Origin of the sequence: Pilosibacter fragilis (assembly GCF_032490495.1) — a bacterium.
In the GTDB taxonomy this organism is placed as follows: Bacteria; Bacillota; Clostridia; order Lachnospirales; family Lachnospiraceae; genus Pilosibacter; species Pilosibacter fragilis.
Genome location: NZ_JAVYJB010000007.1, coordinates 62133 through 80811 on the forward strand (window position 1 = coordinate 62133; position 18679 = coordinate 80811).

12 protein-coding genes, 1 pseudogene and 1 other annotated feature are annotated in these 18679 nt (G+C 49.2%); of the genes and pseudogenes, 12 read left to right on the plus strand and 1 reads right to left on the minus strand.

Annotated elements, in window-relative coordinates:
- The first annotated feature begins 117 nt into the window (after window positions 1–117).
- Window positions 118–1137, plus strand: coding sequence for a glycosyltransferase family 2 protein (locus tag ABCW45_RS08560; protein ID WP_343220647.1), 1020 nt, complete (start codon window positions 118–120; stop codon window positions 1135–1137).
- A gap of 8 nt (window positions 1138–1145) precedes the next feature.
- A pseudogene (locus tag ABCW45_RS08565) lies at window positions 1146–1286 on the plus strand (hypothetical protein); the annotation flags it as partial.
- Window positions 1287–1481: 195 nt separating this feature from the next.
- Here the strand turns inward: ABCW45_RS08565 and ABCW45_RS08570 are convergent.
- On the minus strand, window positions 1482–2240 hold the full coding sequence (locus tag ABCW45_RS08570) for a sulfite exporter TauE/SafE family protein (protein WP_015554655.1): 759 nt from the start codon (window positions 2238–2240) through the stop codon (window positions 1482–1484).
- A gap of 211 nt (window positions 2241–2451) precedes the next feature.
- Window positions 2452–2725 (plus strand) — a binding site (T-box leader).
- 176 nt (window positions 2726–2901) lie between these two features.
- Between ABCW45_RS08570 and leuS the strand changes: the two genes are divergently transcribed.
- From leuS to ABCW45_RS08620, 10 genes are all read left to right on the plus strand, one after another.
- The gene (leuS, locus tag ABCW45_RS08575) at window positions 2902–5313 is read left to right on the plus strand and encodes a leucine--tRNA ligase (RefSeq protein ID WP_117483701.1); all 2412 of its coding nucleotides are present in this window, start codon (window positions 2902–2904) and stop codon (window positions 5311–5313) included.
- Between the two features lie 399 nt (window positions 5314–5712).
- Window positions 5713–7308: an ABC transporter substrate-binding protein gene (locus ABCW45_RS08580; protein ID WP_158553059.1), complete on the plus strand. Its 1596-nt coding sequence runs from the start codon at window positions 5713–5715 to the stop codon at window positions 7306–7308.
- Between the two features lie 428 nt (window positions 7309–7736).
- Entirely contained in the window at window positions 7737–9332 is a 1596-nt protein-coding gene (locus ABCW45_RS08585; RefSeq protein WP_117483699.1) for an ABC transporter substrate-binding protein, read from the plus strand.
- A gap of 286 nt (window positions 9333–9618) precedes the next feature.
- Window positions 9619–10506 carry a MurR/RpiR family transcriptional regulator gene (locus tag ABCW45_RS08590; protein WP_181968295.1) on the plus strand — a complete coding sequence of 296 codons (888 nt, stop codon included), beginning with the start codon at window positions 9619–9621 and terminating at the stop codon, window positions 10504–10506.
- Between the two features lie 267 nt (window positions 10507–10773).
- Window positions 10774–12366 (plus strand): ABC transporter substrate-binding protein, encoded by a 1593-nt coding sequence (locus ABCW45_RS08595; protein ID WP_117566554.1) that lies wholly within the window; start codon window positions 10774–10776, stop codon window positions 12364–12366.
- Between the two features lie 204 nt (window positions 12367–12570).
- Entirely contained in the window at window positions 12571–13503 is a 933-nt protein-coding gene (locus tag ABCW45_RS08600; protein WP_118531963.1) for an ABC transporter permease, read from the plus strand.
- Between the two features lie 12 nt (window positions 13504–13515).
- Window positions 13516–14412: an ABC transporter permease gene (locus ABCW45_RS08605; RefSeq protein ID WP_117469696.1), complete on the plus strand. Its 897-nt coding sequence runs from the start codon at window positions 13516–13518 to the stop codon at window positions 14410–14412.
- 13 nt (window positions 14413–14425) lie between these two features.
- Entirely contained in the window at window positions 14426–15430 is a 1005-nt protein-coding gene (locus tag ABCW45_RS08610) for an ABC transporter ATP-binding protein (RefSeq protein WP_117483697.1), read from the plus strand.
- Window positions 15430–16386, plus strand: coding sequence for an ABC transporter ATP-binding protein (locus ABCW45_RS08615; RefSeq protein ID WP_117469694.1), 957 nt, complete (start codon window positions 15430–15432; stop codon window positions 16384–16386). The genes ABCW45_RS08610 and ABCW45_RS08615 overlap by 1 nt, the downstream gene beginning before the upstream one ends.
- Before the next feature lie 215 nt (window positions 16387–16601).
- Entirely contained in the window at window positions 16602–18584 is a 1983-nt protein-coding gene (locus tag ABCW45_RS08620; protein WP_343220648.1) for an alpha/beta hydrolase family protein, read from the plus strand.
- Window positions 18585–18679: the final 95 nt, after the last annotated feature.

Consider the following 18679-nt stretch of genomic DNA (forward strand, 5'->3'; position numbering starts at 1 on the left):
TTTTCAGATAATTTATGATAAAATGAGAACAACTGAGTCGAAAAACGTTCCTGTCTGTGCCTGGCACAGACAGGAACGAAAGATCCCCGACAGGGGGAATTTAAGGAGGAAACAATTTTGAAGCTGTTATCGATAGCAATTCCGTGCTACAATTCAGCGGCGTATATGGAAAATTGTATCAAGTCTCTGCTTCCGGGCGGAAATGAGGTGGAGATCCTGATCGTGGACGACGGTTCCACAAAAGACAATACGGCCGAGATCGCTGACCGCTACGAGAAAGAATATCCGGGGATCTGCAAAGCGATCCATCAGGAGAACGGCGGACATGGCGCTGCGGTAAACGCGGGATTAAAGGCCGCTACCGGGATCTATTTTAAGGTCGTGGACAGTGATGACTGGGTCAATGAGCAGGCATACAGACAGGTGCTTGACACCCTGCGCCGCTTCGTCTATGGAAAAGATACCCTCGATATGCTGATCACAAACTTTGTCTATGAGAAACAGGGCGCAAGACACAAGAAGGTCATGAGCTACAAGCTGGCACTTCCGAAAGATGAGCTCTTTAGCTGGAACGATGTGAAGGTATTCGTAGCAGGACAGTATATCCTGATGCACTCCGTGATCTACCGCACCGAGCTCTTAAGGGACTGTAAGCTGGAACTCCCGGAGCACACGTTCTATGTGGATAATATCTTTGTCTACGAGCCGCTCCCGCATGTACATACGATGTACTATCTTAATGTGAACTTCTACCGCTATTTTATCGGCCGCTCGGACCAGTCTGTCAACGAACAGGTCATGATCGGAAGGATCGATCAGCAGATCCGTGTGACGAAGCTGATGCTTGGCTACTATGATGTGACAAAGATCCAGAACCGGAAGCTCCGCCACTATATGGTCCGCTATCTGGAGATCATGATGGTCGTCTGCTCGATCCTTGCGATCAAGTCCGGCAGCGAGGAGAATATGGAAAAGAAAAAAGCGTTGTGGGAAGAGTTAAAGAAATTCAATCCGGCGCTCTACCTGCGACTCCGCTGGGGCTTCCTGGGACAGGGCATGAACCTTCCGGGAAGAGGCGGAAGATCCCTCTCCATCGCGGGATATAAGATCGCGCAGAAGTTTTTCGGATTTAACTAAATGCCGGGAGATGGATCGAGATCAATGGAAAGTGGTACTACTTCAACCCGATCCCGGACGGAACAAAAGGCATCCTCTACGTAAACCGCAGGACTCCGGACGGCTGGTTTGTGACAGAGGACGGAAACCGGTACGGAAAGAGCGGGTAGTTTCCGGCGTGGCAAAGAAGGAAACAGAGGGAAAAAAGATACGGCTGAATGGATGATAGTAAACGAGCGTGCCTATGTAAAATAAGCACACTCGTATAATTTACGCGAACAACGATCCAAAGTCCGCGCATGCGTGAGACCTTGGCGAATGTCGCGATAACAAGGGGAAACTCGCGAAACGTGTTTTCACTTGTTTTACTTTCCAAGAACAATTTTCACGATCAGCACCGTCACTACGCAGATCATCACCGGCCGGATGATCTTCGCACCGTTTTTGATGGCGAAGCCGGCACCGATATAGTTTCCGAGAACGTTGCTTACGGCACACGGGATCGCGATCATGTAGAACACATTTCCGGAAAGGATATAGGAGAGAAGCGCTGTGTAGTTGGAAACGATCAATGTGAGCTTCGCGTTTCCGGAGGCAGTGCGGACATCGTATTTTAAAAGAAACGTGAAGAGCAGCATGGCGATTGTGCCGCCGCCCGGTCCGTAGAGGCTGTCGTAAAGGCCGATGGTCATTCCGATAAAGAGGGCGCGGAGTACATTCGGCAGGATCAGCGGCTTTTTTGTATCGGTATAGTTCCAGGCGTTCTTCATAAAGATCACGAGGACCGCGGTGAGTGGAAGCAGTACCATTAACATCGAGCGGATCTGTTCCTCTTTGAGGTAAAAGATGATCCTTGTTCCGAGCATGGAGCAGAGGAACGAGGTCACTGCGCTGATCAGCGTGATCTTAAGGTCGAGACAGCCGTTTTTAAAGTATTTCCATGCCGCCACGGTGCTTCCGAAGGCGCACTGGAACTTGTTGCAGCCGTAAACATAGTAGATCGGCATTCCGCACATCATATAAGCCGGAAGTGCGATCAGGCCGCCTCCTCCGGCGATAGAGTCGATAAATCCCGCAATGAAGAGGAGCGGGCAGAGCCAGATCAGATTATGGATGTATTCCATGGATATCCCCCTTGTATTTTTGCGGCGGGCAGATGAAAAAATGCTGCAATGCCGCTTTTTCTGATAAAATTCAGGTTGAGACCTGTCCTTCCATACTATATAAGAACTCTCAAAAAGTCAACCGGTTTTCCGGCAGGAGCGCATTCCTGATAGAATCGAACCATGCATGACACCTTGACAGAACCGGGATTCTATGGTAAATTTATTGAGTTAAAATGCGTCGAAGAGGAACAGTAAGAGAGAAGACGGGGTACAGAGAACTGCCGGGCGGTGCGAGGCAGAGTCCAGAAGCTTTCCGAACTCGCCTCGGAGCAGCATGCTGAAAGAGCGGGCAGAGCAGCGGGAAAACGAAACGCTGTCTGCGGATATCCTCAGATAGGCATTGCCGGTTTCCGCCGTTATCGGAAAATGAGTGCATACGGGTGAAAGCCCTGTATGAAATAGAGTGGTACCGCGTGAGAATCTAAGTCCCCCACGTCTCTATAAAATTATGATAGAGATAGAGGGACTTTTTTGTTGCCCGGAAACCGGAAAAGCGGTCAGGCAATCGAACAGGGTCTGGGAGTTCCCGGATTCCGGTAAATGCAGCGGCGGCGGGCGAAATCCGCGGAGCGTATTTTTGCACCGCCTTCAACGATATGAAATGGAGGAGAAAAGCGTCATGGCACAGTATAACCACACCGCCATTGAGAGCAAGTGGCGTGAGAACTGGGAAAAGAATCCGATCAATGTCAATGATGGAAAGAAAGAGAAGTATTACTGTCTGGATATGTTCCCGTATCCGTCCGGCAGCGGACTTCATGTAGGTCACTGGAGAGGTTATGTAATCTCCGATGTATGGAGCCGTTATCAGTTATTAAAGGGAAAATATGTGATCCACCCGATGGGCTGGGATGCGTTCGGCCTTCCGGCTGAGAACTATGCGATCAAGATGGGGGTTCATCCGGCAATCTCCACAGCGTCAAATATCAAAAATATCAAACGCCAGATCAACCAGATCGCAGCACTCTATGACTGGGATATGGAAGTAAACACGACAGATCCGTCCTTCTATAAATGGACCCAGTGGATCTTCGTACAGATGTTCAAAAAAGGACTCGCATACGAGAAGGAATTCCCGATTAACTGGTGCCCGTCCTGTAAGACAGGTCTTGCGAACGAGGAAGTCGTAAACGGCTGCTGCGAGCGCTGCGGCACACCGGTTACAAAGAAGAACCTCCGCCAGTGGATGTTAAAGATCACAGCGTACGCAGACCGCCTCTTAGACGACCTCGACAAGCTCGACTGGCCGGAGAAGGTTAAAAAGATGCAGACAGACTGGATCGGTAAATCCTACGGTGCAGAAGTTGAGTTCCCGGTAAAGGGACGCGACGAGAAGATCACTGTCTACACAACAAGACCGGATACGCTCCACGGCGCGACCTTCATGGTTCTCTCCCCGGAGCACAAGCTCGCAAAAGAGCTGGCGACAGACGAGACAAGAGAAGCAGTAGAGAAGTACATCTTCGACGCTTCCATGAAGTCCAACGTAGACCGTCTCCAGGGCAAGGAAAAGACAGGCGTATTTACGGGTTCCTACGCAATCAACCCGTTAAACGGAAAAGAGGTTCCGATCTGGCTGTCCGACTATGTACTTGCTGATTACGGTACCGGCGCTATCATGTGCGTACCTGCCCATGATGACCGTGACTTCGAATTCGCAAAGAAATTCGGTCTCCCGATCATTCAGGTCATCGCTCAGGACGGCAAAGAGATTGAGAATATGACAGAAGCTTACACAGACGCGAAGGGAACTATGATCAACTCCGGTGAGTGGAACGGCATGGAATCCTCCGTATTAAAGAAAGAAGCTCCGCACATCATCGAGAAGATGGGTATCGGTAAGAAGACTGTGAACTACAAGCTCCGTGACTGGGTATTCTCCCGTCAGCGTTACTGGGGCGAGCCGATCCCGATCGTTCACTGCCCGAAGTGCGGAAATGTTCCGGTCCCGGAGGATCAGCTTCCGTTAAAGCTTCCGGAGGTTGAGAGCTATCAGCCGACCGGTACCGGTGAGTCCCCGCTTGCGGCGATCGATTCCTGGGTCAACACGACATGCCCGTGCTGCGGCGCACCGGCAAAACGTGAGACAAACACCATGCCGCAGTGGGCTGGTTCTTCCTGGTACTTCTTACGTTATGTGGATAACAAGAATGACAAGGAACTCGTCTCCAAAGAGAAAGCAGACAAGTACCTTCCGGTAGATATGTATATCGGCGGTGTTGAGCATGCTGTCCTTCACCTCCTGTACTCCAGATTCTACACGAAGTTCTTATATGATATCGGAGTGGTAGATTTTGACGAGCCGTTTAAGAAACTGTTCAACCAGGGTATGATCACCGGCAAGAACGGTATCAAGATGAGTAAGTCAAAAGGAAATGTCGTTTCCCCGGATGATCTTGTAAGAGATTACGGCTGTGACGCGTTGAGAATGTACGAGCTCTTCGTTGGTCCGCCGGAGCTGGATGCCGAGTGGGACGACAGAGGAATCGAGGGCGTTGCCAGATTCTTAAATCGTTTCTACAATCTTGTGATGGACAGCAAGGACAAGGATATCAAGGAGACAAAGGAGATGGTGAAGCTCCGCCACAAGCTTGTCTACGATATCGAGACACGTTTCAACCAGTTCAGCCTGAATACCGTAGTATCCGGATTCATGGAGTACTGCAACAAGCTCACAGATGTTGCAAAGAAGGAAGGCGGAATCGACAAGGAGACCTTAAAGACCTTCGTGATCTTACTGGCTCCGTTCACTCCGCATCTCGGCGAGGAACTCTGGAGAGAGCTTGGCGGTACAGACAGCGTATTCCACGCGACCTGGCCGGAGTGCGATGAGGAAGCCATGAAGGACGATGAGATCGAGGTTGCTGTACAGGTAAACGGTAAGGTCAAAGCGGTCATCATGGTTCCGGCTGACATCGCAAAAGAGGACGCGATCGCTGCGGGTAAAGCTGCGGTAGAAGGAAAGATTACCGGAAACATCGTGAAGGAGATCTATGTTCCGAAGAAGATCGTAAATCTTGTTGTAAAATAAAAAGTAATGATTCAGCAGGTCTGCGCATCTGCTGCGTTGATTGCAGTAAAGCATAAGCTTGAATGCAGTGAACAGTTACGATAAATAAGAGCAGCAGTTCAGACATGTGATAGAGACTGGGACCTGCTGCGTCAGATTGAGGCATTGAAAGTCGCTTTCTAAGCAGAAACGGCTTTCAGTGCCTTTTTTGCTTCTGTGAGTCAATAAAGACATATGTTCCTCGTGCATGTACATAATGTCAAAAAACAGAAAATAAATTATACAAAATAAACAAAATAATCGTGAAATAACGAATTTAATTGACAATAAGTAACAAATGGTGATATTCTTATTTCATAAATTTAGAGAAGGACAGTGCAGATGAGATACCTGTCTGAAAATAAGAGGGAGGATATGCGAATGAAAAAAAGAACAGCAGCGAGGTCGATGGCGGCACTTATGGGAGCAGCAATGGTGCTCACAGCCTGTGGAGGTGGAAACACTACAGCTCCTACGACAGGTGCTTCTTCCGGAGGAGAGACTCAGACAGCTTCTGAGAGTGCAGAAAGCGGGAAGATCACAAAAACAGATATCGTTGTCGGTCAGGCGTCGGATATTGTTACGCTTGATCCTGCGGGACAACAGGATACGACTTCGGGTGTGCTGATGAAACATGCGTACAGTACGCTTTTGGACGTTGATAATGAAGGAAAGGTGGTTCCGGATCTGGCAGAAAGCTATGAGATGAAGAGCGACACGGAGTATGTGTTTAAACTCCGTGAAGATGCCTGCTTCTGGGACGGCACTCCGGTGACAGCTCAGGATGTTAAATTTTCTCTGGATCGCGCGAAGGGAATGCCGAAGACAAAGTCGAATACCTCAAAGATCGAGGAGGTTACCGTAAATGGGGATCATGAGGTAACGATTAAACTGACAGAGCCGTATGCAGCATTTAAAACAATCGTAACACAGCACAACCTGAGTATCCTTTCAGAGAAAGCCGTGACGGAAGCGGGAGATTCGTATGGTGATGTGGATAATCTTCTCGGATCAGGGCCATTTAAGGTAACAGAGTGGGTGCCAAACGATCATTATACTCTTGTAAGAAACGATAATTATTGGGGGGAGATGCCGATCGCAACCTCTATTACCTGTCGTGTGATCCCGGAGGGAAGTGCCCGCACGATCGCTCTTGAAGCAGGAGAGATTGATGTTGTCTGGAGCGTAGATCCGACAGACTGCGCAAATGTAGAGTCAAATCCTGACGTAAAACTTCTTTCGCAGCCGTCAACAGGTATTGACTACGTGGGAATGAACACCCAGAAAGAAAAGTTTTCTGATAAGAGAGTCCGTCAGGCTATCAACTACGCCCTTGATAAGCAGACCTTCGTTGACACGATCATTGAAGGACGCGGTCTTGTAGCAAACAGCTATATCAATGCAGCAATCCCGGGATGGACCGATGAAGTGGAAGCTTATCCGTATGATCCGGAAAAAGCGAAAGAATTGTTGGCGGAAGCCGGATATCCGGATGGATTTGAATGCTCGATTTTTGTAAATGGCGATCTCCGTACTCGTTCTGCACAGATTCTACAGGCTCAGCTTGCGGATGTAGGAATCAAGGTTGACATTTCCACATATGAGTGGGGTGCCCTTCTTGATACTTTAAATGCAGGCGAACACGAAATGTTTCTTCTTGGCTGGTCCAACACGAGCTTTGATCCGGACGGAAGTACCTATCAGTTATTCTATTCCGGAAATCATGGTGCAACCGGAAACCGCGCATTCTTCTCAAATGACAAGGTGGATGAACTGATCCTTTCTGCACAGCGGGAGAGCGAAGAGTCAAAACGTATGGAACTTTACAAAGAACTCCAGTTTGTACTTCATGATGAATCTCCGTGGTGTCCGTTATACTACAAAGAGAATAACGTTGGTGTGCGCGCAGACTTAAAGGGATTTACTCTTCATGCAGGCGCACAGCATTATCTTGGTAACTGCCATTACGAAGAATAGATACAGCGAAATCAGGAGCATTCAAATCGTTTAATAAATTTCTGATAATATAAATATTCAGAGAAATTTTGGGCGGGATCTTTTTGATCCCGCCCTTTTGAGAAAATAAAGGATAAAACGATCCATCTGAAGATACGCAGGCCGGAAAGAGTTAGTATTTACTATACATGCAGGAAATCTCCTTTTGTTAATTTTGAACAAATTGTAAACAGATTATGGCGATAGAAAGACTGAAACTAAATAAAATAAACAAAATGAACAAAAAATACGCAGAAAGAAAAACTATATTGACAAAAATATTAGAAAATGATATTCTTTAATCATGAAATTCAGAAAAGAGTGTATATATGGGTATAGTAAATATTTACATTCAACGATTACCAACAACACTCTGACGAAACAGAAATAATTTGAAGGAGGGCATGTGAATGAGAAAAAGAACAGCAGCGAGATCGATGGCAGCCGTTGTCGGAGCAGCGATGGTGCTGACAGCGTGCGGAGGCGGAAACAATGCGGCGGCAACGACCGAGGCGGCAGGAGGCAGTGAGACTCAGGCGACAGCGGAAAGCTCCGGCGGCGGAAATATCACAAAGACAGATATCGTCTTTGCTCAGGGCGCAGACATTGTCACGCTGGATCCGGCAGGACAGCAGGATACCACATCATCTGTACTTATGAAACATGTGTACAGTACCTTGATGGATATCGATGATGATGGCAACCTTGTTCCGGATCTGGCAGAGAGCTACGAGATGAAGAGTGATACGGAATATACCTTCACTCTGAGACAGGACGCATGCTTCTCCGATGGCACGCCGGTTACAGCGAAGGATGTAAAGTTTACATTTGACCGCGCGAAGGATATGCCGAAGACGAAATCCAATACCTCCAAGATCGAAGAGGTTATTGCGGATGACGATCACCATGTTACCTTTAAGCTGACACAGCCGTATGCAGCTTTTAAGACGATCATTACAAACAGCAACTTAAGCATCGTCTCCGAGGCGGCGGTCACAGCGGCGGGAGAGTCCTACGGCGATGTTGACAATATTCTCGGATCCGGAGAGTTCACGGTTACCGAGTGGGTTCCGAATGATCACTACACCCTTGCAAGAAACGAAAAATACTGGGGTGAGATGCCGATCACGACAACGATCACCTGCCGTGTGATCCCGGAGGGAAGCGCCCGCGCCATTGCCCTTGAGGCAGGAGAGGTCGATCTTGTATGGAACGTTGACGCGACAGACTGTGCGAACATCGAGGCAAATCCGGATGTGACGCTGTTGAGCCAGACGTCCTCTTCCATCGAATATCTCGGTATGAATACGACAAAAGAGAAATTCGCGGATGTGAGAGTCAGACAGGCGATCAATTACGCGCTGGATAAACAGACATTTGTTGATACGATCATTGAGGGCCGGGGAAGTGTAGCAAACAGCTACATCAACTCGATGATCCCGGGCTGGACCGACGAAGTGGAAGCTTATCCGTATGATCCGGCGAAGGCGAAAGAGCTTCTTGCGGAAGCCGGTTATCCGAACGGATTTGAATGCAAGATCTATGTAAACGGCGACGTTCGTACCCGTTCCGCCCAGATCATTCAGGCTCAGCTCGCGGAGGTTGGAATCACGGTTGATATCTCTACCTATGAGTGGGGCGCTCTTCTCGATTCCTTAAATGCAGGTGAGCATGAGATGTTCCTCCTCGGATGGTCGAATTCAAGCTTTGACGCGGATGGAAGTACTTACCAGTTATTCTATTCCGGAAACCATGGAGCGACCGGTAACCGTGCTTTCTTAACCGATGACAAAGTCGATGAGCTGATCATCAACGCACAGAAAGAGAGTGACGATACCAAGCGTATGGAGTTCTACAAAGAGCTTCAGGTATATCTCCACGAGATCTCCCCATGGTGTCCGTTATACTACAAAAATGACAATGTCGGTGTCCGCGCAGACTTAAAGGGATTCAAGCTTCACAAGGGCGCAACGCACTACCTTGGCAACTGCCACTATGAAGATTGATAATATTTAAAATGTGAAAGACGGGGGCAGACATGAAGGTGTCTGCCCCCTTTTCAACGACACGCAACCGTGCGAAGATGCAGATCGCCGCAAGCGGCCGCGCTGGCCGCCTGAAGGTGTCAGGATACATTTTTGAAAATTACACAAAAAATACTGGAATTGCATGAGATATTCGGTTATAATGTCACTATCATGTATAGTGCGATGTATAGTGAATTATAACTATTCAGAGAATTCGCTGATAAAATAGGGATAGGGCTGAATAGTAAAACAGGAGGAGATGAGCATGGGAATTCTCGAAGAAGTAAATGCGAGCTATGAAAAACTCAGCCCGGTTCAGAAAAGGATCGCGGATTTTATCTTCAAATATCCGGATCAGGTCTGCTTTTACTCCTTGAAAGAGCTTTCAGAGACACTGGGTGTGACGGAGGTGACCATATTAAGGTTCACAAAGAAGATTGGGGCCCAGAGCTTCGTGGAGATGAAGAACCGTCTTCGGGAGCATTTGCAGACGAGACTGGTCCATGGGGACGGTTTAAACAGGATCGCGGATCATGTGGGTGGGATCCGGTTCGGTGACCACGATAAGGAAAAAATGTTCCAGGAGTTCGTCGCGAACGAGAAAAATGTGATCGCGAAGACCTTTGAACAGGTCTCCTTAAAGGATATCCTCTCCGCAGTGGCGATCATCAGACAGTCCCGGACGATCTATGTGGTGGGAAGCGAGCTGGTGACCGGACTCTGTGCCTACACGACGAGAAGACTCCTGACATTGGGGCTGGAGGCGCTCGATCTCTCGAATCTGAGCCGGGCTCTCTACAATAATTACCTGGCCCACGCTACACCGGAGGACTGCGCGATCATCTTTTCCGCACCCGGATACGCGAAACATATCGTGAATACCGCAAGATATCTCGATAAGAAGAAGATCCCGCAGATTGCCATCACGGATCAGAGAACTTCACCGATCGCGTCCTACGGAACGACCGTCTTTACCTGCAATAACCACGACCTGTTCTTTTATAATTCCGTGATGGGATATATGTCTGTGGCGAACGCCCTGATATATTTCTCTGCCATGGATAATCCGGAGGAGACGAATAAACGCCGTGGACGCCTCTCGGAAGTGAGAAGTGCAATCGGCAGCACCGACTTCGTTAAAGACGGTTTATAGGGCGGATCTTCGGAAAGGGGTCAACCCATCAGTGTGATAGGAGTATAGTAAATACAATACAAAAAAGATCACAATAATTTATGAAAATTGCTAAAATAACCTCGTACAAATTGAAAATTATTGACAAATTTGTTCAAAACTGTTATCATTGGTTCATGAGATCGAACTAAGTACTACATGACGGGTATAGTGAATACTGACACATATTACCGTTATGAAGTGCGACCGCTGTGGGGAGCGGAAGAAAATAACAGGAGGAATTTGTGAATGAAAAGAAGGGGTATTGCAAGAACAACAGCAATGGCAATGGCAGCAGCTATGATCCTTACAGCCTGCGGAGGTGGAAACACTGATCAGTCTACAAACGCACCGGCGGGCGGCAGCGCACAGACAGCTACCGATAACGGCGGAAGCGGCGAGATCACAAAGACAGATATCGTTGTGGCTATGGGCGCAGACGTTGTCACACTGGATCCGGCAGGACAGCAGGATACCACATCCGGAGTACTGATCCATCACGTATACAGCACTCTGATGGATATCGATGAGGAAGGAAACCTTGTTCCGGACCTCGCTGAGAGCTATGAGATGAAGAGTGATACAGAGTATACCTTCAAGCTCCGTGAGGATGCATGCTTCTCAGACGGAACACCGGTAACAGCGAAGGATGTCAAGTTTACGTATGACCGCGCGAAGGATATGCCGAAGACAAAGTCCAACACCTCAAAGATCGCAGAGGTTATCGCGGACGATGATTACCACGTGACCTTCAAGCTCACACAGCCATACGCAGCGTTCAAGACGATCACTACCCAGACAAACTTAAGTATCGTTTCTGAGGCAGCTGTTACAGCAGCAGGCGATGCTTACGGCGATGTGGAGAATGTACTCGGATCCGGTGAGTTCACGGTTACGGAGTGGGTTCCGAACGATCACTACACCCTGACAAAGAACGAAAAATACTGGGGTACAGAACCGATCGCAACTTCCATCACCGTCCGCGTAATCCCGGAGGGAAGTGCAAGAACGATCGCTCTTGAGGCAGGAGAGGTCGATCTTGTATGGAACGTTGACCCGACAGACTGTGCGAACGTGGAAGCAAACTCCGACGTAGCGCTTCTTTCCCAGCCGTCTTCTTCCATCGAGTACCTTGGAATGAATACGACAAAAGAGAAGTTCTCCGATGAGAGAGTCCGTCAGGCAGTCAACTACGCGCTGGATAAACAGACCTTCGTTGATACGATCATTGAGGGACGCGGTACTGTGGCAAACAGCTATATCAACTCCACGATCCCGGGCTGGTCTGAAGAGGAGGAAGCTTATCCGTACGATCCGGAAAAGGCAAAAGAGCTCCTTGCGGAAGCAGGTTATCCGAATGGATTTGAGTGCAGCCTCTATGTAAACGGTGACGTTCGTACACGTTCCGCGCAGATCGTTCAGGCACAGCTCGCTGAAGTTGGAATCACCGTTGATATTTCTACATATGAGTGGGGTGCATTGCTGGATTCCTTAAATGCAGGTGATCACGAGATGTTCATCCTCGGATGGTCCAACACAAGCTTTGACGCAGACGGAAGCACCTACCAGTTATTCTACTCTGAGAACCATGGTGCGACCGGCAACCGTGCATTCTTAACAGATGAGAAGGTCGACGAACTTATCATCGCCGCTCAGAAGGAAAGCGATGATACCAAGCGTATGGGACTCTACAAGGAGCTTCAGGATCGTCTCCACGAGATCTCCCCGTGGTGCCCGTTATACTACAAATACGATAACGTCGGTGTCCGTGCAGACTTAAAGGGCTTCAAGCTTCACAAAGGCGCACAGCATTACCTTGGCAACTGCCATTACGAAAAATAATATCTGATCCGCAAAGAGGACAGAGTCCATGCAAAAACAGGGTACGGGTCACGAAAAGGGATCCGTACCCATTTCCAGAATCCGGTGAAAGCCCGGAAAACATTCCAGAAACCCTGAGACAAGGATCCGGAACTTCGGCCCCGACAGACGGGTTTCGGAAACACAAAAAAACAGCCGCGGGACGCGGTAGATTGGATGGTGTGCATGAGCAAATATGTGTTAAAGAGACTTGCGATGCTGATCCCGGTACTGATCGGCGTGACATTCATGGTTTATTTCATCTTAAGCCTTTCACCAGGCGATACGGCAGCGATGATCGCAGGTGAGTCGGCAGACGCGGAGACGATCGAAGCGACAAGAAAAGATCTTGGACTGGACCAGCCGGTTATCGTTCAGTACGGAAAATATATGCTGAACCTTCTTCACGGTGATATGGGTAAATCCTACAAGACAAAACGTGACGTTTTCCCGACGATCATGGCTGCATTCCCGAATACAGCAAAGCTTGCGTTCTGGTCGATTCTGGTAGCGGTAGCCATCGCACTTCCGATCGGTATCATCAGTGCCACGCGGCAGTACAGTATGGTCGATAATGTGGGTATGGTCGCCGCCCTATTGGGTGTCGCGACGCCAAACTTCTGGCTGGGCCTGATGCTCATCATCGTATTCTCCTTAAACCTTGGATGGCTTCCATCCGGCGGTATGGGATCCTGGAAGAACTACATCATGCCGGCGATCACCCTTGGTACCGGCGACGCAGCGCTGATCTGCCGTATGACGCGTTCCTCCATGCTTGAGGTTATCCGTCAGGATTATATCCGTACCGCGAGAGCGAAGGGTGTGCCGGAGAAAATGGTGATCCGGAAACACGCATTAAAGAATGCGCTGATCCCGGTCGTTACCGTTATTGGACTTCAGTTCGGTTCCCTTCTTGGCGGCGCGACTCTTACCGAGACCGTATTTGCATGGCCGGGCGTTGGCCGTCTCCTGGTAGACTCCATCAAGAGTAAGGATGCCCCGTTAGTCCTCGGCGGCGTTATCATGATGACCATCACCTTCAGTATCGTAAACCTTTGCGTGGACATTCTCTACGCTTTCATTGATCCGCGTATCAAAGCGCAGTATAAGAAAAAATAAGGAGGAAAGCGTATGGGAACATCAAAGAATCAGGAAGCGGCATCCGGCGCGGCTGTAAAGAAGCGCGGTCAGTTTAAAGAGATCTGGCGCCGCTTAAAAAAGAATAAAATGGCAATGATCGGTCTTGGAATCGTCGCTCTCCTCGTACTGATCTCTATCTTTGCGGATTTCCTGTTCGATTACAATACCGTTGTTATCAAACAGAACACAGCTATCCGTCTCCAGACCCCGAGCGCGGCTCACTGGCTCGGAACAGATGAGTTCGGACGAGATATTCTGGCACGTCTCGTTCACGGATCAAGAGTATCCTTAAGCGTCGGCGTTGTAGCTGTATCCATCGCACTTCTGATCGGCGGATCCTTAGGAGCGATCGCAGGCTTCTACGGCGGAAAGATCGATAACGTGATCATGCGTATCATGGATATCTTCCTTGCAGTGCCGAGCCTTCTTCTTTCCATCACGATCGTATCCGCACTTGGACCGAGCATCTTCAACTTAATGCTTGCCATCGCGATCTCTTCCGTGCCTGGCTATGCGAGAATCGTCCGGGCTTCCGTCCTTACCGTAAAGGATCAGGAATTCGTAGAGGCGGCGAAATGTATCGGAGCAAACAACTTCGAGATCATTTCCTCCCATATTCTCCCGAACTGTATGGCACCGATCATCGTTCAGGTATCTTTAAAGGTTGCATCCGCGATCCTTTCCACATCCGGCTTAAGCTTCCTGGGCCTCGGCGTAAAGGCTCCGACACCGGAGTGGGGCGCAATGCTTTCCGGCGGACGTGCTTACTTAAGAAACGCTCCGCACCTGACCATATTCCCGGGTATTGCGATCATCATTACGATCCTTTCCCTGAACCTGTTAGGCGATGGTCTTCGTGATGCGTTAGACCCGAAACTGAAGAAGTAGGGAGGACAAAATATTGGAAGATAACAAAAACTTAATTCTTGATATTAAGGATCTTGTGATCCATTATGAGACCGATGACGGCGTTGTAGAGGCGGTAAACGGCATCGATATCCAGCTAGAGCACGGAAAAACCTTAGGACTGGTAGGAGAGACCGGATCCGGAAAGACAACGACCGCTCTTTCGATCCTGCGTCTCGTTCCGGACCCGCCGGGAGTTATTAAAAACGGTTCCATCCTCCTCGACGGAAAAGATATCTTAAATATGCCGCAGAAGGAGCTGGAGGCGATCCGTGGAAATATCGTTTCCATGATTTTCCAGGATCCGATGACATCCTTAAACCCGGTGCTCACCGTCGGTGATCAGATCGCCGAGGTTATCAAACTTCATGATAAGATCAGTGAGAAAGAGGCTGAGCAGAAGGCCGGCGATATGCTGGAAGTCGTAGGTATCCCGAGAGAACGCTTCGGCGAGTATCCACACCAGTTTTCCGGTGGTATGAAGCAGCGTGTCGTGATCGCTATGGCTCTTGCCTGCAATCCGAAGCTCCTTCTTGCCGATGAGCCGACAACCGCTCTCGATGTGACGATCCAGGCACAGGTTCTCGAGACGATGAAGGATTTAAGAAAGAAATTTGGTTCCGCGATGATCATGATCACCCATGATCTGGGAATTATCGCAGAGGTCTGTGATGAGGTGTCCGTTGTCTACGCCGGACAGATCGTAGAGCATGGAACTCTGGAAGATATCTTCAACCACACCATGCACCCATACACAGAAGGTCTTTTCGGTTCTCTTCCGAACATTGAGGACCGCAAGGCGAGACTTCAGCCGATTCCGGGCCTGATGCCGGATCCGACAAACCTTCCGAAGGGCTGCCCGTTCTCCCCGAGATGTAAGTACTGCACAGAAGCGTGCAAAAAAGACAGACCGGAAAAGAAGTGGGCGAGCGATACGCACTATGTGCGCTGCGTCCGCTACGAAGAGCCGGGATTTTCCATTGAAAGGAGTGAGCAGTAATGGCAGATACGATCCTTGAAGTAAAACACCTGAAAAAATATTTCAACACTCCAAAGGGACTGCTCCATGCGGTCGATGACGTGAACTTCACTCTGGAACGTGGAAAAACCCTCGGTATCGTAGGTGAGTCCGGATGCGGTAAGTCCACCACAGGACGTTCGATTTTACGTCTCATCGAGCCGACCTCCGGTGAGGTCATCTTCGATGGTGAGGATGTATGTAAAAAGAATAAAAATGAGCTCCGTCTCTTAAGACGTGACATGCAGTTGATCTTCCAGGACCCGTACGCGTCCCTTGACCCGAGAAAGACAGTCAGTGAGATCATTGCTGAGCCGTTAAAGCTCCAGAAGCTTATTACGGACCCGAAAGCCCGTATGGACCGAGTGCGTGAGCTGATGCAGGTCGTAGGTCTTGCAGACCGCCTGATCAATACATACCCGCATGAGCTTGACGGTGGCCGCCGCCAGCGTATCGGTATCGCGAGAGCGCTTGCGATGAAACCGAAGCTGATCGTCTGCGACGAGCCGGTTTCTGCCCTTGACGTATCCATTCAGGCGCAGATCTTAAACCTGATGCAGGATCTTCAGGAACAGATGGGATTAACCTATATCTTTATCACACACGACCTTTCCGTTGTCAACCACTTTGCGGATGATATTGCAGTTATGTATCTTGGACAGCTCATCGAGAAAGCTCCGTCTGAGCTGCTTTTCGATAAGCCGACCCATCCGTATACACAGGCTCTGCTCTCCGCAATTCCGGTACCAAGCCTGAAAAAGAAGAGAGAGCGCATCATCTTAAAGGGCGAGATCACTTCCCCGATCAACCCGAAGCCCGGCTGCCGTTTTGCTGCCCGCTGTCCGTATGCGACAGACCGCTGCAGAAGCGAGGAACCGGTACTCCGCGAGATCGAACCGAATCATTTCGTGGCATGCCATCTGACGGAAGGCAAATAAGGAGACATTCATATGCCCCCGCCGGTATCTGGCGGGGGTATACTGTTTTAAATGATTGTTTGCTCTGCAATCGGAACTGCCGACAGAGCTGACGTGGTTTATGCTGTGCAGGGCTGTGATGGTATCGAACAGATACGTAAGTATATTAAATTTGACAGGGAAATGCTCCTGCGATAAAACTACATATATAAATAGGAAAGAGAGGACCTGGAACCATGAAACAGATCGATATCAGAGACTTTACAAATTATCATTATCCTACGATCTTTACCCCGGCACCGGATGGAAAGCACGCGGTGATGGCGGTGGTGGATGCCAACGAGAAGGACAACTGCTATGAGTCCTGCTTATGGCTCTATGATATGGAGACAAAGAAAACGTCCAGACTGACGAGCGGAAAGAAAGAGCGCACGTTTATCTGGATGGATTCCGAGACTGTCCTCTTTATTGCGGACCGTGAGAAGACTTATCAGGAAAAGGCGAAGAACGAGGAAGACTGGACCTGCTTCTACACCCTGAATATCCACGGTGGCGAGGCACAGTTCGCTTTCGCTGTTCCGTATAAGGCAGTGAAGATGAAAAAAGCCGGAAAGAAACTTGTCCTCACGGTGAAATATGATTACAATAAGCCGGATCTCTCCCATATGGAAGAGGGCGAGGAGAAGAAGGCCGCTCTCAAGGCCTGGAAGGAAGAGAAGGACTACGAGGTATTCGACGAGCTTCCGTTCTGGGCGAACGGTCAGGGAATCGTAAACAAGAAGAGAACGAGACTGGCGGTTTACGATCCGGAGAATGGTTCCTGCGAGATCGTGACACCTGATTATGAAAATGTGGAGAATTCCTGGGTAGAGGGAGACGATACGATCCTCTATGTCTCCAGTCTTTATACCGATAAAAAGGACGTATATCAGGGCTTAAAGCAGTACACGATCTCTACTGGCGAGCTCAAGACCCTTGTAGAGCAGAAGGACATGAGCATCGATTACGCGTGCATCCTCAAAGGAAAAGTGACCTTCTTCGGTTCCTATATGAAGGAATACGGGTTCAACGAGAATGACAAACTGTATACAGTAGAGGACGGGAAAGTGGAACTTCTATCCGATTATGATGACAGTATCCGCAACACGATCTGTTGTGACTGCAAGTTCGCGGACGGAGCTTCTGCGATCCATGATGAAGATAAGATCTACTTTATCGCGACTTTAAGAAAACAGAGCGTGATCCGGACCTTCGACGCTGAGGGCAATATGGAGACGATTCTGGACCGCCAGGGCAGTGTCCACACACTGGCGAAGTCCGGCAATACCGTATACTTTACCGGTATGCGCGATATGGGGCTCACCGAGTGCTACGCGTTTGACGGAAACGGGGAGACGAAGCTCACTTCCTTTAACGACGCAGTGATGGCAGAGAGAAGCGTATGCCCGGTAGAGGAGTTTACCTTTACATACAAGGACCTTGAACTGGACGGATATGTGATCAAACCGGTAAACTTTGATCCTGATAAGACGTACCCTGGTATCTTAACGATCCACGGCGGTCCGCGCGCGACCTTCGGTCCGACCTTTTTCCACGAGAGCGAGGTATTCGCAAATGCCGGATATTTCGTATTCTTCACAAACCCGCTTGGAAGTGACGGACGTGGAAATGAGTTCGCGGATATTACAGGAAAGCATGGCGGAATCGACTTTGAATGCTGTATGGCACTCACAGACGAGGTATTGAAGCGCTATCCGCAGGTTGATGAGAAGCACCTGGGTGTTATGGGTGGAAGCTACGGCGGATTTATGACAAACTGGGTAATCGGAAATACCACACGATTCGCGGCAGCCTGCTCCCAGAGAAGTATCTCCAACTGGGTATCCAAGTGCATGACCACCGATATCGGATATTACTTCAATATGGACCAGATCAAGGCGGATCCGTGGAACAGCCCGGAAAAGATGTGGCAGCACTCCCCGTTAAAATACGTTAACATGGCAAAGACTCCGACCCTCTTTATCCAGTCGGACGAAGACTACCGCTGCTGGATGGGCGATGCGATCCAGATGTTCTCCGCGTTAAAATACTTCGGCGTTGAAGCCCGCATGTGCCTCTTCCATGGCGAGAACCATGAACTTTCAAGAAGCGGTAAGCCGAAGCACAGAATCCGCAGAATGACGGAGATGATGGAGTGGTTTGAGAAGTATTTGAAGTAAAGAGAAGGCAGGGCGCGGCAGCACCTGCAGACTGAAGATATAAGAAGTTCCCCGGCTGGCAGCAGAAATGCGGCTGACCGGGGGATTTTTGTGGC